Origin of the sequence: Shewanella marina JCM 15074 (assembly GCF_000614975.1) — a bacterium.
GTDB classification, from domain to species: domain Bacteria; phylum Pseudomonadota; class Gammaproteobacteria; order Enterobacterales; family Shewanellaceae; genus Shewanella; species Shewanella marina.
Genome location: NZ_BALM01000006.1, coordinates 142,632 through 156,910, shown reverse-complemented (window position 1 = coordinate 156,910; position 14,279 = coordinate 142,632). Strand labels below are relative to the sequence as shown.

The following is a 14,279-nucleotide window of genomic DNA, read 5'->3' as shown; positions in this document are numbered from 1 at the left end:
TGATATAAAAAAGCCCAGACTCAATCTGGGCTTTTTGTTTTCATTATCAGCGTTTAGCCAATCACTTGCTTCATGCTGTTAAGCATTGAACGATCGGTACGTGCTTTTTTAAGCTTACGTACACTTTCTTTTAAAGAGGCAACGGCTAAACGGCTAAAGATACCGTCATACTCTTGCTCGTTAATGGCATCCTCTGAATCTGCCATATCAGCAATATCTTGCGCAACGCGGCTTAATTGTAGCCATGCTTGTGCGATATAAAAACCATGAAAATCAGCCTGAGGAAGCAGTGCTTGCGCACTTGTTGGCAACTGCTGCCATGCGTTAGCAAAAGCTGCTGAATTATCTTCTAATAGCTCTGCTAATAAATTTTGGTAGGCTTCAACTAATCCTTCTGGTAGTTGATCCATTGGTAGCACAACTGCACATACATTAAATGCGACTTGTTCTACTCGAGCCTGATATTCTGGCGAAATTGTTGTCATAATGTTCTCTTAAAAACGTCCACTTACATATAAACCATATTGGCCATTACCCACGATTGGGGTCAGTTGCACACCTTCATAAGGTGTCGCAAAGTACCAACCAGCTAGAGCACCGATTGCAGCACCCGCTAATACATCTTCAACATGATGCTTATCACTGGCAACGCGAGTATACCCTACATAACTGGCACCAATATAGCAGGTACACCATATTGCCAGCCATAACGTTGGTAAATAAAGGTGGCAGCCATAAAGCTATCAGCTGTATGACCAGATGGAAAAGAATCATCACCCGAGCCATCTGGACGCTGCTTATCAACACTATATTTTAATGCTTCAACCACCAAGCGATTGCTTACCGCAGCCTTAACTAATTCAATACTACCTTGATAATCATTATCCTGTTCATAAAACAGTGTTGCACCAAGTGCCGTTGCAGGTAACAGTAGATGAAGTACATCGCCTGATGTTTCAAGTGTTGAACTCGCATTGGCATTAGCCGACATACAAAATAAGCCTAAAATTAATAACCGCTTCATCTACTTTTACTCACTCCCTTATTAAGTTAATCTTTTCTATATTAGACTTAACTTATTAAATTTAAATTACTATTTTTATCTACATTTTTAAAAAATACTGGTCAAACCACGTTACAAACAGGTATTCTAATAGATTATTAATCTGCTCAACCTCAACATTGGTAAGGCTAATCTCATGCCGAAATTATCATTTAACCATTGGTATACTCAGCTGATTATACCAGCTGGATTATCATTAATGATTAATTTTGCTTGGGCATCAGAGTCTGAATCTAGCCACGCCATTGATGCAGATAAACTCATCGCCAAAATCGATAATGGTCAATATGACACCAGACAAGATTTTAACCGTGCAATCGCTCAATTAAAGTCCATTGTTCCCACTTCAGATATCAGCCGCAGTGTGAAGCTCAGCCGCTTTGAATGCTGGCTCATGATCCCAATTCAGAGCAAGGTATTGAACAAGGTATTATTTTTGCGAATAAGCAGCTCAATAATCCTCGTAATAAAGCCTATCCTGATGCCATGATTGATTTGGCACTCTGTCGAGCCGCGTTTTTAGAACACCAAGGTCACGTTGAAGCGGCAATGAAGGGCTATGATGTGGCGATAGCCAAAGCCTACCAAATTGATGACTTACATTTAATAGCTGACGGACGCAATATTCGTGGCACTTTGCACTCATTTCAAGGTGACTACGCATTAGCATTAAATGATCTAATTGCCGCACAACACATTTATGACAAACTAGGGTTAACGCGCTGGGCGAATAATAATTTATTTGAGCTAGCTACCAGCTACCGTCGTTTTGGCGACCCAAAAATGGCGATTAAATATTTTAATAGGTTACTGCCTATCTATCAAAAGCAGAAACAAGAAACCATTGTCTATACCATTAAAACAGAGTATGCCTTAGCCCTTGAAAAGCTAAATAAAAATGACCAAGCATTAGAATACTTTCACGCCAGCTACCAACATTGGCAGCAGCGAGATCCTTTTACCGCGGCAACGGTTGCCATTTATATGGCAGAACTCGAACTCAAAATGGGTAGATTTACCGCTGCAGAACATCATTTAGATTTTGCACATATCTATATTACGGATAAATATCCAATGTACTTTAGTGAACTGATGCTCATTAAAGCACGACTATTACACTCTAAAGGCGATGAGCAACAAGCAATGGAATTGCTAGAACGCGCGATAGCCAGTTATCAATCCGTTAAAAATGGTCGAGGTATGACGGATGCGCTGCAACTTAAAAGCCGTATTTATGCAGGCTTACAACAGTGGCATTTAGCTATTCTACTTTGCAGTTATATATAAAAAGCTTAAAAGATTTAAACCTAAAGGAACAACAACATCACACCATTGAAATGCGTGCCAGATTTGATTCAGAACAGATAGAAAGCGAAAACTCACGCCTCATCCAAGAACAACGCTTTAAAGAACGTGAACTTGAAATGATGAAGAAAAATGACATGTTGCAGGGTACGATTATTTTCTTGGTCGGCATCATGTTAATGATCAGTACGCTTTATGCCTGCAGACAAGCGATTAAATCGAAGCGGTTACAACGTCAGGTGGGAACCGACTTTTTAACCCAATTAGCCAATAGACGTGAAGCATATTCAATTGGTCATCAATTATTTATACAGTCACAAAAAACCAAGTCACCCTTATCGATTATCATATTTGATGTGGATCATTTCAAACAAATTAATGATCATCTCGGTCATGAATGCGGCGACAAAGCCTTACAAGCACTGGCTCAAATTAGCACTTCAATTATGCGCAAAGATGATACTGTATGTCGTATCGGTGGCGAAGAATTTCTGGTTATTTTACCTAACTCAACCTTGCAAGCAGCTGAACAAATAGCCAAACGTTTAGTGCATACTGTCGCCGAGACATTACTGACTGATATTGCCCGTAACTTTAATCTCACCATCAGTGCTGGTGTCGCTTGTATCAATGATGATGGCAGCTTTGAGCAATTGGTCAAACGAGCTGATATTGCCTTATACCAAGCAAAATCAGAAGGCCGCAATTGTTATTCACTAAGTCATCATTAAATTTACCTTAGTGATGACTTATCAATTACAATAACGGTTTATTTTTGCTTGAGCTTAATCCATGACAGAACCCACACACTTTCAAACTGAATTTGTTTTAGATAAGCCGTACTATCAAGCTTGTTTTGATGAAACTGCAACGGCAAAAACAGGTATTAAAGCTTACGTTAAAGCCATTACTTTAGTCATTGTAGGCTTTTTAATGGCAGGTTTTGCCCACGTAGGTATTCCCGCTTACTTAAGTTATTTCTTTATCGGCCTAGGTATTGTTGAAGGACTCAATGTTTATTTTGCTCGTACTTGGTGGCTATGGCGTCAAATGATGTCAAAAGCAGCCAATAACAAAGTACAACTTACATTAAACGAACAAGGTATTCGTATTGAATCTGATTTTGTAAAACAAGCAATCAATTGGAGTGATATTGATAATATCGAAGAAAAACCACTTGGTTTTGTATTACATCTGACCAATAAAGGCCGTTATTATATTCTTAAATCGACATTAGTAGATGCTGCGCAGGATTTTGTTCGCCAGCAAATATCACGCTAATATCAATGATACCCAAACCTCTATTTATACAGTACTCAATCTCATGCCTGCGAAAAGTAACTTAACCTCTTTACAATTAGATCAATTAGCTCAGCAATTAACGCAATGGGCCAAGCAACTGGGGTTCCAGCAATTAGGCATTACCGGAGTTGATCTGCATGATGAAGAAGCTAAGTTACAAGCTTGGTTAGATGCCGGTTACCATGGTGAAATGGGCTATATGGCTAATCACGGTATGATGCGAGCAAGGCCAGCTGAATTACATCCAGGGACACTACGCGTCATCAGTGTGAGCATGAGTTATTTACCACCAGAAGCAGGCTTTGCGAGTAATTTGAGTGACCCACAGCTTGCTTATATTTCCCGCTATGCCGGTGGCCGTGATTACCATAAACTCATCCGCAATCGGCTAAAGAAACTGGGCGAAATGCTCAATGAAGCAGTTGTCGCACTTGGCGGTGAAAGTGTTAATTTTCGCCCATTTGTCGATTCAGCGCCCATTCTAGAAAGGCCACTAGCAGAACGAGCCGGACTCGGTTGGACAGGTAAGCATTCACTGCTGTTAAATCAGCAAGGAAGTTGGTTCTTCTTAGGCGAGCTATTGGTCGACATCCCCCTACCACAAGATAAGCCGCAAGCGGAACAATGCAAACAATGTGTCGCCTGCATAAAGTCGTGCCCAACAAGTGCGATTGTTGCCCCCTATACCGTTGATGCACGCCGCTGCATATCCTACCTAACCATCGAACTACAAGGCAGTATTCCTGAGGAGTTTAGACCCTTAATTGGTAATCGTATTTACGGTTGTGATGATTGCCAACTGGTATGCCCTTTTAATGGCGATAGCCAATTAACCCAAGAAAATGACTTTCATACTCGCAGCGAATTAAGCCAACCTGAGTTACTCAATTTATTTGCTTGGACTGAAGCTGAATTCTTAAAGCGTACCGAAGGCAGTGCAATTCGACGTATTGGCTATCAACGCTGGTTACGCAATATAGCCGTTGCACTGGGCAATGCGCCAACGTCAGCGCAAGTCATCAGCGCTTTACATGCAAAAAAATCGTTAATTGAAGATGACATGGTTATCGAACATATCGACTGGGCACTTGCACAGCAAGCAACAACAAGCGAAATAACTACACCACGTAAGACTCAACGTATCATTCGCACGGTACAAAAAGGGATGCCTCGCGACGCTTAAATTTCTCTAAAATCATTACGCTCACCGGGCTCATCTAAAGTAAAGCCGACTTTAATGGTCACTTGCCAATGCGCAATAACACCAGCCTCTAAATGACCTCGAGTTTCGGTCACAGTAAACCAACGCATGTTATGCACCGTTTGCCCGGCAAAAGCGATGGCGTTACGCACAGCCTCATCAGAACTGATAGGTGAAGATCCCGTTAACTCAACAATTTTATAAGTATGGCTCATCGCGCTTCCCTCTATCTCTGTCATCATTTATTAGCATTACTGCAATTATCAGTATAGATGGGAATATCATAGAGGTAAAAAAGCCAGCATAATGCTGGCTAAATAATGATGCAATATCAGCAATTAATTAAAATTGATAACTAACAGTAAAGTCAATTTCACGGCCTGCACCAGCATAATAGCTATTGCCATAACTGCCATAATAACTGGCAGAGACATATTGTTTGTCCAACAAATTATTCACTCTTAAACTCGCCAACCAGTTATCACGATGATAATTCAAAGCGATATTAGCTAAGGTATAAGCTTCAAGTTTAGGAGCTCCATGTTTATCACCTACGTTGCTATTATCGCCATCACTGTAATGACTGCCCACATAATTAGCATCTAAATAAAGCTGCCAAGAATCGGTAATATCAACACTGGTATAAACTCGACCTGTATGCGGTGCCACCCAAGATAACTGTTTGCCATCATTAGGGCCTTTAGTGAACTCGGCATCAACATATTGGTAGCTAGCACCCACTTCAACCATTTGAGTAATTTGCCAATCCCAATCTAAATCAAGTCCGTAACGACGTGATGCATCAGCGTTAACGTTAGCACCATCAAAACTACCGCCGGTAGGCTTTTGTGCATTATTATCGTAAATAATTTCATCTTCTAAATCTAAACGATAAAGATTTAGACGTATGGTTTGTGAAGCTAATAGCCAGTCAAAACCGGTTTCATATGAGCGACCCGTTTGTGGGGTTAAGCCCATTACACCCGGTGAGGTATAGGCTTGCTCGTCGACTTTTGCAAAGCGGAAATTGTCATTAGCACGTACATAAAAACGCCATGCATCGGTTGGTCGGTAATTTAAGCCTAATTCAAATGCATGGGCATTTTGTTTTAACTCAACCCCATCGCTATAAACCAGTCCATCGACTAAGTTATCACGCACTTCACTATAACGACCACCAACCACATAGCTAACTGTTGACGTTAATGGCACAGTTGCTTGAGTATAAACACTCAGGACTTTTTGAACGTTTTCACGGCCAAATGAGAATTTAGAGGTACCACGGCTTAAGTCCACACCACTGATAATATTTAGCGTGCCAGCATCCACTTGGTAATTAGCCACCGCTTTAGGGGATAACTCAAATAAAGTACGGTGATTACGGCCCGGGCTGCCCCAATTAATCGAATTTACAGTACTGTCAGTGTAATTCGCATCCGCTGATAACGCCCATATATCATTCAGGTTATATTGGTAACCTAAACGATAAGCTTGAGTCATTTCATGACTATAATCATCTACGTTAAATGGATTTACTTGGCGCGGATCGTCAAGATATTGTTGCCATGTTAATGAACCAGGCAGATTACGGTTATTGTCGTAATAGCTGGCTTCAGCATGAAATTGACTCTTGTCGTCTTGATAATTTAAGCGACCTAACACTGAACCGGTCTTATTCTCGTTATGACGACGATAGTTATCACCACGGTCATAACTACCGGCTAAGTAATAGCCCCAATTATCATTAATTTTGCCGCCAACATCAGCCATACCGTGATAGTTGTTATAACTGCCACCACCTAACTGAATTTGCGCGGTCGTATCTTCAGGGTGTTTAGTAATAATATTAATGACACCACCAACCGCCTGATCACCATAAAGCACACCCGCGCTGCCCGATAAAATCTCAATTCTATCGATTTGATTGAGTGCAATTGCCCCTAAACTCGGCGCGGCAATATCAATATTATTAAGACGACGGCCGTCGATTAAGATTAAGGTGTTATTAGCCGCCTGAGAAGCACTAAAACCCCGCATAGAAAATACTGGGCCTAAGTTAACATCGGAAACTTGGATACTGCTTTGACCACGCAGTAATTGCGCTAAATTAGTCGCACCACTGGCTTGAATTTGTGCCGAATCAATCACTTCAACATCAGATGGCATATTAAGAATTGGGGTATCGCTACGCCCAACGACCACCATGGTCATATCCATCGGTTGTTCCGTCTCTGAATTGGCTATATCAGATGCGCCTATAGCAAGCGGAGATGCGAGTACACTGCTAACAAACAGTGCTAATTTTGAAACTGAAACCATTACTTATAACTCCCGAAAGTAACGGAGCATGTCGTCACGTAAATAATATTCACGCATTCTAAGATCTGCCCTCCGAAATCTTAAAATCACTTTAAAGGCCGGTCTCCGGACTGAGGCTATATCATCACTGACATGAGTTTAATTATTAACGCGACGCGCACTAAACTCTCACCTTTCACCGTTGCGGGGGCAGTGGTTGATTCACACAACCTTCCCAGATTATCCCAAGGACTAACAAGGGCACCTATAAAATTGACTTGATTATACTAATTATAGTCATCATTTGACGCTCGCATTATAGACGTCTACACGGATAAATGTCCATGCAGCATTTTACATTTATGTAGCAATCTACTGTGCGTCAATGATGGTAATTCTTATGCCACAGTTAACATAATTAATTAACAGCACGTGATAAATTAGTGTTTATTCTTATAAAAAACTTGTTGGAGAATACAAGATGATCCACCCTATCATTTGCGATTGCGATCCTGGTCATGATGATGCGATTGCATTAATTTTAGCGCTAAGCCGCAAGGAATTAGATGTAAAAGCGGTTACCACCAGTGCAGGTAATCAAACCCCAGATAAAACCTTAAATAATGCTCTGCGAATTCTAACGTTACTTAACCGCAGCGATATTGAAGTTGCCGCAGGCGCCATTAAACCGCTCGCGCGTGAATTAATTATTGCCCCAAGTGTACATGGCGAATCAGCCTCGATGGCCCAGAATTGCCGAATCCAAGTTTTGCAGCATCATCACTCAATGGCATTGAGTTAATGGCTAAAACCTTACGTGAATCACCAGAGCCAATCAGTTTAGTACCAACAGGACCATTAACTAATATCGCATTATTACTTAATACCTATCCTGAGCTACATAACAAGATTAAGCAGATTGTCCTAATGGGCGGCGCGGCAGGTGTGGGGAACTGGACCCCAGCGGCTGAATTTAATATTTTTGTTGATCCAGAAGCCGCTGACATTGTCTTTAAATCAGGCTTACCTATTGTCATGTGCGGCCTAGATGTCACTCATCAAGCACAAATTATGGATGAAGATATTGAGCGTATTCGCGCTATCCAAAATCCAATCGCTCAATGTGTCGCTGAATTGCTTGATTTCTTTATGATCTACCACCGCGATCCAAAGTGGGGCTTTGAAGGCGCACCACTGCACGACCCATGCACCATTGCTTGGTTAATCAAACCTGAATTGTTTGAAGTTCAAGACTGCTTTGTCAGCATTGAGACTAAAGGTGAATACACCCAAGGTATGACGGTAGTCGATCGCTACTTGCTGACAGACAAACAGCCAAATGCCAAAGTGTTATTTGGTTTAGACCGCCAAGGTTTTGTCGATCTATTGGTTGAGTCGCTACACGCTTACACTAAGTAAACACTAACTGCGGCTGTTAATGGTAATCACCACAGCCGCATGATCGCTACTATGACTGTCTAGCGCATACTGCGGTGCAATTAAATGTTGATCATATAAACAATAATCCGTCACTTCAGCAATACTACAGGACGCCTGTGGATTAAAACTTTTTGATAGCAAAATATAATCCAATACCATGCCATTTGCACCATAGTAGTGGGTCGGTATTCTGGTTAACGGCAAGCCAATATATCCCTGCTGAAATAAGCTGAAACTGTCTTGCAGTGCCAACTGAGTATCAGCTAATAATGGCGTTAATAGAGGGCTTATCAGTTCATCGTTAAAATCACCCATCACTAACACGGCGCGATTAACTGGATTCTCGCAATGAATCATTAAACTCAATAGCGCCGCTTCATCACCACGTCGCTTATCAGATAACCAGCGCCCGAGTCCCTGCGCTAACAAATGTTCATGCTGCAAGCTGGTCGGCCGTTTAGATTTGAAATGTAATACATAACAATCAACCTCACCGAGCAAAGGCAAGCGGATAGTAGCGCGCACAATGGCGCGACTAAAATCAAAATCAGCGGCTAAATTAAGTAAATTTAACTGCTCAATACTGGGTTTGAGTCGCTCAACCGCGGTAATCGGATATTTACTGGCAACGGCGACCACAGGATCGGTATAAATAAACTCGTCATGAATTTGTGGTTGGTCAACACAGGCAAAATAAGGATACCCAAGCGGGGTTAATAATTGCTGTAACTCAGCAATGCTAAACACCTCTTGCAGCCCTAAAATATCAGGCTCAATTCGTTCAATAAAACGCGTTAACCAAGCACATTTTTTTTGCCACTGCTGCTCAGTATAAATATTATCAAACTGGTAATAGGCATCAGGAGGCGCCAGAAAATTAAATAGATTTAAGGTCGCAACGACACATTGAAATGAGGTTGGAGTCGAACTGGTTACGGTTAAAGCAGGACAATCAGGTGACACAAGCTTTCCTTTAATGCTGGCGTCATTATTCACTTTCTTCAAAAGAATAATGCCAAAACAACTTAATGTTATTTTGGCATCAATAAACAGACTCTACAATCTAGTCAGACTAAATCGCCCAGCCTCCTGCGTAGAACAACACAAGTATGATTGCAATAGCCACCGTACCCACGTTCAATCGACGCCACTCACCAGAAGCAACACGACCAATAACTAATGCACTGAACGCAATCATAATACCCGTTACGATATTACAAGTTAGTACAATAAATACCGCACATAATAAGCCTGATAACGCGCCGACTGAATCATCAAAATCCAATTTAGCAACGTTACTTAACATCAATAGGCCTACATACATTAATGCAGGTGCAGTTGCATACGATGGCACTAAGTAACTTAAAGGCGCTAAGAAAATTAGCATTAAGAACAAGCCGCCAACCACAGTCGCTGTTAAACCTGTTTTACCACCAGCAGCAGTACCAGCAGCAGATTCAATATACACTGCAGCAGGTGCGCCACCCACAAAACCAGCGAAAATACTACTGACTGAGTCAGCTGTTAATGCTTTACCGCCATTGATAATTTGGCCTTTATCATCCAACAGGTTAGCTTGACCAGCTACCGCACGAATCGTACCCGTCGCATCAAAAATTGCCGTCATAACCAATGCTAATACAGTTGGAATAACAATCGGGTCAAATGCCCCCATCACATCCATGGTACCAATTAAAGCACCCTCACCGGAAAATGATGGCATCGCAAAGAAACCTTGGTATTGCACATTTGGATCAAAAATCAAACCAAAAATAGAGATACCAACAATCACTAATAAAATACCACCAGGCACACGTAACCGTTCTACACCAAGAATAATAGCTAGACCGATTAGCGAAACCAATACTGGTAGAGAGGTAAAGTCACCCAATTCCACTGGCAAGCCAGGTGCTGGGTTTTTAACAACTAAACCGACACCATTAGCGGCAATTAAGAGCAAAAACAGACCAATACCAATACCAGTGCCGTGAGCAATACCTGCAGGTAAATTAGTTAAGATCCATTGCCGCACTCCAGTTACAGTAATCGCAGTAAACACGATACCCATTAAGAATACAGCGCCCAAGGTCACCTGAATACTCAGGCCTTGACCCAATACCATGCTAAATGCAGTAAAGGCAGTTAATGAGATGGCGCAGCCAATTGCCATTGGCAAGTTAGCCCATAATCCCATCAGTAGCGAACCGAAAGCAGCAATACAGCAGGTTGCAATAAATACTGCGCCCTGATCAAAGCCTGCAGCGCCTAACATATTTGGCACCACAATCACCGAGTACACCATTGCTAAAAAGGTTGTTACCCCAGCGATAAGTTCTCGTCTAATTGAGCTTCCTCGTTGTTTAATTTGAAAAAACCGTTCAATTTTTGAACCTTGTTCCGGTTCACTTTGTTGTTCAGGTACTTGCAAAGGTTCTGTAGCGATATCATTCATTTCAGACATTATTGTTATCTCCATAATATTGCTTGTTATTCAGGAGCGCGCGAGTTTAATTAAGCAGCGCTCCTGTAGCAATGTTTAACAAACCAAACCACACAGTGTTATGCTTGCTAAATATTACCTACTCATTAAAGAGGTGATTAACACCGGTTTAATGAAAATAGGCAGATGGTGTGATCAACTGGTTATTTCCTTTCCTTATAACTTCTGTACATCATTACTCTTGTTATCGCACGCTTAGCTACGGGTATAGACTAAACGGCCATCCACATAAGTTCGGTAAATGCTACGATCATCGCCTAATGTCATTAATACAAATAACTCATCAGCTAAGTTTTTAGAATTATCAAAACGTAACTGCTGTAATGGCGTCGTGCATGGATCTATCACCACGAAATCAGCCTCTTTACCCACGTCAAAGTTACCAATCGCGTGATCTAAAGATAATGACTTAGCGCCGCCTAGCGTCGCATGATAGAAAGCCTCAAATGCAGATAACTTATACTCTTGCATCTGCATCACTTTATAAGCTTCATTCATGGTTTGTAGAATATTGAAGGTGGTACCTGCACCAATATCGGTACCAATACCCACTTTCACTTTATGCTCCCAAGCCTTCTGCAGTTTAAATAAACCACTGCCTAAATAAAGGTTCGAGGTTGGGCAGAAAGCTACAGTAGAATCCGTTTTATAGAGGCAATCCCAATCGCAATCATCAAGGTGAATACTGTGGGCAAATACACTCTTAGAACCGGTTAAACCATAGTGATGATAAACATCTAAATAACTGCTGCGATCTGGATATAAATCTCTCACCCAGCTAATTTCATTTTTGTTTTCACATAAATGGGTATGCACATACACATCTGGATATTCTTCTTTTAACCGGCCAGCCAAGGTTAATTGCTCTGGCGTTGATGTCGGTGCAAATCGCGGGGTAATCGCATATAACAAGCGATCTTTACCGTGCCATTTGTCAATCAAGGCTTTAGTTTCTTGATAACTGCTTTCAGCGGTATCGAGTAGATAATCAGGCGCGTTGCGATCCATCATCACCTTACCGGCAATAATACGCATACGCAGGTGTTGGGCAACCTCAAATAATGAGTCAACAGACTCAGGATGCACAGTACCGAATACGAGTGCAGTGGTGGTACCGTTGCGTAATAATTGGTTAATAAAGAATTCTGACATCTCTTTGGCATAGTCTTTATCTTTATAACGCGCTTCAGTAGGGAACACGTAGTTATTCAGCCATTCTAATAACTGCTCACCATAAGCCCCGACCATTTCTGATTGTGGGTAGTGCACGTGCGTATCAATAAATCCAGCATCACAATTTTGCCCGGATAACTTCGTACTCGCACTGATGGCGGTACCTTCTGTTTACCATCTTGCCATTGTCCGACCCACTCAATTTTACCGTCGACAACTAACATTAAACCGTCTTCAATAAAGCGAATGTTTTTTTCAATATCTTCTGGCTTATCAACTACACACTGCACATCTAAAATGGATGCGCGAATAGCTTTGATCGATTCTACATGTCCCATTTTCGTTCCTTAATTTTTCAAAAAAGGTATTTCAAAAATGGCTAATTGAGCATCATCCAACATTGCTGTCCATAGCCATAACTCATACCCTAAGCGATTATAGGTAACCCACATACTTAAACTATCTTTTAAAAATCAATAAATTACATATTCGAGTCAATCGAATTAAATCATGCCGCGCTTACCATCCAAACTGCGCTGCTTTTCAAGCTCAAGTTCACGAGCACATTGCTCACAATCTTCAACTTGCTGTTCTAATGAAGCGCGCTTTTCAAGTGCACATTCAGCTTCATCTTCACGATTTATTGGCAATACGATATTAAGAATTAATGCCACCATTGAGCCTGTGGTAATGCCAGAGCCCAGCACCACATGCAATGAATCAGGTAAATAGGTTAATACTTCAGGGCGAACCGTCACCGCAAGACCGGCTGCAACACCAAGCGCAATCACTAACATATTACGTTTGGTAAAATTAACTCGAGCGAGAATGGCAACACCAGCTGAGATGATCATGGCAAACATCACCAAACCAGCACCGCCTAATACAGGTGATGGAATCGTCACAACTAAGCCGCCTAATTTAGGAAATAAGCCAGCCACTAACATCAACACGCCTGTCAGCGCCACCACGTGACGGCTAGCCACACCAGTAATAGCAACAATACCGACGTTTTGACTAAATGAAGAGAATGGGGTTGAGCCAACGACTGCAGACATGGCACTACCAATACCATCACAAAGAATACCGCGAGATAATTTTTTACCAGTAAGCTTAGTGTGAGTGGCATCACTCAAGGCAAGAAAGTCACCGGTTGATTCCATAATAGTGACCAGATAAGCGATAGACATACCGATGATGCCGCTGATGGTAAAACTGATACCAAATGGCATCACATCTGGTAGCGCAAACAAGGGCGCATTGGTCACAGGACTAAAATCAACAATGCCCATCACCATCGCGACAACATAACCTACCGCCATACCAATCACGATTGCGGCAGCAGAAATAATGCCCTTTTTCACTTGTGACAGAGCAATCACCACAATTAATACTAATGAGCCCAATAATAAATTTGGCAATTGACCATATTGTTCTTGGCCAACAAAACCACCGGCAAACCAGTCAACACCGACAGGTAAAATAGTTAAGCCAATTAACACCACCACGGTGCCAGAAACAACAGGTGGAAACATTTTACGAATTTGCGGCATAAAACGGCTGCCGATAATCATCACTAAAGATCCCACAAGTGATGCGCCAAATACCGCAGAAATTCCTGAAGCTGCGCCAATTGAAATCGCAACCGCAACAAAGGTAAAACTTGTGCCCATCACCACAGGTAAACGGATACCAACAGGGCCAATACCCTTACACTGAATGATAGTCACTAATCCAGAGACGATTAAAGCTGCATTGACTAACGTGATTAGCTCTTCTGTGGCAAGCCCAAGCGCACTACCAACCACTAGAGGTACTGCGACGATGGCGCCCATTGCTGCCAACATATGTTGTAATGCTAATAAGAACCAAGCGCCAATAGGCGGTTTATCTTCAACGTTATAAAGCAACTTCATAATGATCCCTCAATCGTTATATTTATTTAATTAAAATTCAATGACAAACACCTTTAAATCTTTAAAAACAATTAGTTAATA

At 41.6% G+C, this 14,279-nt stretch carries 12 protein-coding genes, 2 pseudogenes and 1 riboswitch; of the genes and pseudogenes, 5 read left to right on the top strand and 9 right to left on the bottom strand.

What is annotated here, in order from left to right; genetic code table 11:
• Positions 1-53: 53 nt before the first annotated feature.
• Entirely contained in the window at positions 54-485 is a 432-nt protein-coding gene (locus JCM15074_RS06965; protein ID WP_025820558.1) for a DUF3069 domain-containing protein, read from the bottom strand.
• 9 nt (positions 486-494) lie between these two features.
• Positions 495-1,024, bottom strand: a pseudogene (locus tag JCM15074_RS21345) (phosphatase PAP2 family protein).
• A 423-nt stretch (positions 1,025-1,447) separates the two neighbouring features.
• Here JCM15074_RS21345 and JCM15074_RS23520 point away from each other — a divergent pair.
• From JCM15074_RS23520 to queG, 4 genes are all read left to right on the top strand, one after another.
• Positions 1,448-2,350, top strand: a complete 903-nt coding sequence (locus JCM15074_RS23520; RefSeq protein ID WP_051536851.1) for a tetratricopeptide repeat protein — start codon at positions 1,448-1,450, stop codon at positions 2,348-2,350.
• Positions 2,314-3,099: a GGDEF domain-containing protein gene (locus JCM15074_RS23515; RefSeq protein ID WP_051536850.1), complete on the top strand. Its 786-nt coding sequence runs from the start codon at positions 2,314-2,316 to the stop codon at positions 3,097-3,099. Before JCM15074_RS23520 ends, JCM15074_RS23515 begins: the two co-directional genes overlap by 37 nt.
• Positions 3,100-3,160: 61 nt before the next feature.
• A complete protein-coding gene (locus tag JCM15074_RS06950) occupies positions 3,161-3,649 on the top strand; it encodes a YcxB family protein (RefSeq protein WP_025820557.1) in 489 nt (162 codons plus the stop codon).
• A 43-nt stretch (positions 3,650-3,692) separates the two neighbouring features.
• Positions 3,693-4,853, top strand: coding sequence for a tRNA epoxyqueuosine(34) reductase QueG (queG, locus tag JCM15074_RS06945; RefSeq protein ID WP_148300746.1), 1,161 nt, complete (start codon positions 3,693-3,695; stop codon positions 4,851-4,853).
• On the opposite strand, the gene JCM15074_RS06940 is transcribed toward queG, so the two are convergent.
• Positions 4,850-5,086, bottom strand: a complete 237-nt coding sequence (locus JCM15074_RS06940; protein ID WP_025820555.1) for a dodecin — start codon at positions 5,084-5,086, stop codon at positions 4,850-4,852. The genes queG and JCM15074_RS06940 overlap by 4 nt on opposite strands.
• Before the next feature lie 127 nt (positions 5,087-5,213).
• The gene (locus tag JCM15074_RS06935) at positions 5,214-7,190 is read right to left on the bottom strand and encodes a TonB-dependent receptor (RefSeq protein WP_025820554.1); all 1,977 of its coding nucleotides are present in this window, start codon (positions 7,188-7,190) and stop codon (positions 5,214-5,216) included.
• Positions 7,191-7,269: 79 nt separating this feature from the next.
• A riboswitch (cobalamin riboswitch) is annotated at positions 7,270-7,453 on the bottom strand.
• Positions 7,454-7,650: 197 nt separating this feature from the next.
• Between JCM15074_RS06935 and rihA the strand changes: the two are divergent.
• Positions 7,651-8,588: pseudogene (rihA, locus tag JCM15074_RS21335) on the top strand (pyrimidine-specific ribonucleoside hydrolase RihA).
• A 3-nt stretch (positions 8,589-8,591) separates the two neighbouring features.
• Here the strand turns inward: rihA and JCM15074_RS06925 are convergent.
• The 5 genes from JCM15074_RS06925 to JCM15074_RS06910 form a co-directional block, all read right to left on the bottom strand.
• Positions 8,592-9,572: an endonuclease/exonuclease/phosphatase family protein gene (locus JCM15074_RS06925; RefSeq protein WP_025820553.1), complete on the bottom strand. Its 981-nt coding sequence runs from the start codon at positions 9,570-9,572 to the stop codon at positions 8,592-8,594.
• A 109-nt stretch (positions 9,573-9,681) separates the two neighbouring features.
• On the bottom strand, positions 9,682-11,061 hold the full coding sequence (locus tag JCM15074_RS06920; RefSeq protein WP_051536852.1) for an NCS2 family permease: 1,380 nt from the start codon (positions 11,059-11,061) through the stop codon (positions 9,682-9,684).
• Between the two features lie 243 nt (positions 11,062-11,304).
• Positions 11,305-12,378, bottom strand: coding sequence for a guanine deaminase (guaD, locus tag JCM15074_RS21330; protein ID WP_234400183.1), 1,074 nt, complete (start codon positions 12,376-12,378; stop codon positions 11,305-11,307).
• Entirely contained in the window at positions 12,327-12,620 is a 294-nt protein-coding gene (locus tag JCM15074_RS24860) for a hypothetical protein (RefSeq protein WP_234400182.1), read from the bottom strand. The genes guaD and JCM15074_RS24860 overlap by 52 nt, the downstream gene beginning before the upstream one ends.
• A gap of 165 nt (positions 12,621-12,785) precedes the next feature.
• The gene (locus tag JCM15074_RS06910; RefSeq protein WP_025820551.1) at positions 12,786-14,198 is read right to left on the bottom strand and encodes a nucleobase:cation symporter-2 family protein; all 1,413 of its coding nucleotides are present in this window, start codon (positions 14,196-14,198) and stop codon (positions 12,786-12,788) included.
• Between the last annotated feature and the right edge of the window lie 81 nt (positions 14,199-14,279).

What these genes read in the sequence shown, in the direction of transcription:
- JCM15074_RS06965 (WP_025820558.1), bottom strand. Translation starts at nt 485, where the DNA reads ATGACAACAATTTCGCCAGAATATCAGGCTCGAGTAGAACAAGTCGCA.
- JCM15074_RS23520 (WP_051536851.1), top strand. Translation starts at nt 1,448, where the DNA reads ATGCTGGCTCATGATCCCAATTCAGAGCAAGGTATTGAACAAGGTATT.
- JCM15074_RS06950 (WP_025820557.1), top strand. Translation starts at nt 3,161, where the DNA reads ATGACAGAACCCACACACTTTCAAACTGAATTTGTTTTAGATAAGCCG.
- queG (WP_148300746.1), top strand. Translation starts at nt 3,693, where the DNA reads ATGCCTGCGAAAAGTAACTTAACCTCTTTACAATTAGATCAATTAGCT.
- JCM15074_RS06940 (WP_025820555.1), bottom strand. Translation starts at nt 5,086, where the DNA reads ATGAGCCATACTTATAAAATTGTTGAGTTAACGGGATCTTCACCTATC.
- JCM15074_RS06935 (WP_025820554.1), bottom strand. Translation starts at nt 7,190, where the DNA reads ATGGTTTCAGTTTCAAAATTAGCACTGTTTGTTAGCAGTGTACTCGCA.
- JCM15074_RS06920 (WP_051536852.1), bottom strand. Translation starts at nt 11,061, where the DNA reads ATGAATGATATCGCTACAGAACCTTTGCAAGTACCTGAACAACAAAGT.
- JCM15074_RS24860 (WP_234400182.1), bottom strand. Translation starts at nt 12,620, where the DNA reads ATGGGACATGTAGAATCGATCAAAGCTATTCGCGCATCCATTTTAGAT.
- JCM15074_RS06910 (WP_025820551.1), bottom strand. Translation starts at nt 14,198, where the DNA reads ATGAAGTTGCTTTATAACGTTGAAGATAAACCGCCTATTGGCGCTTGG.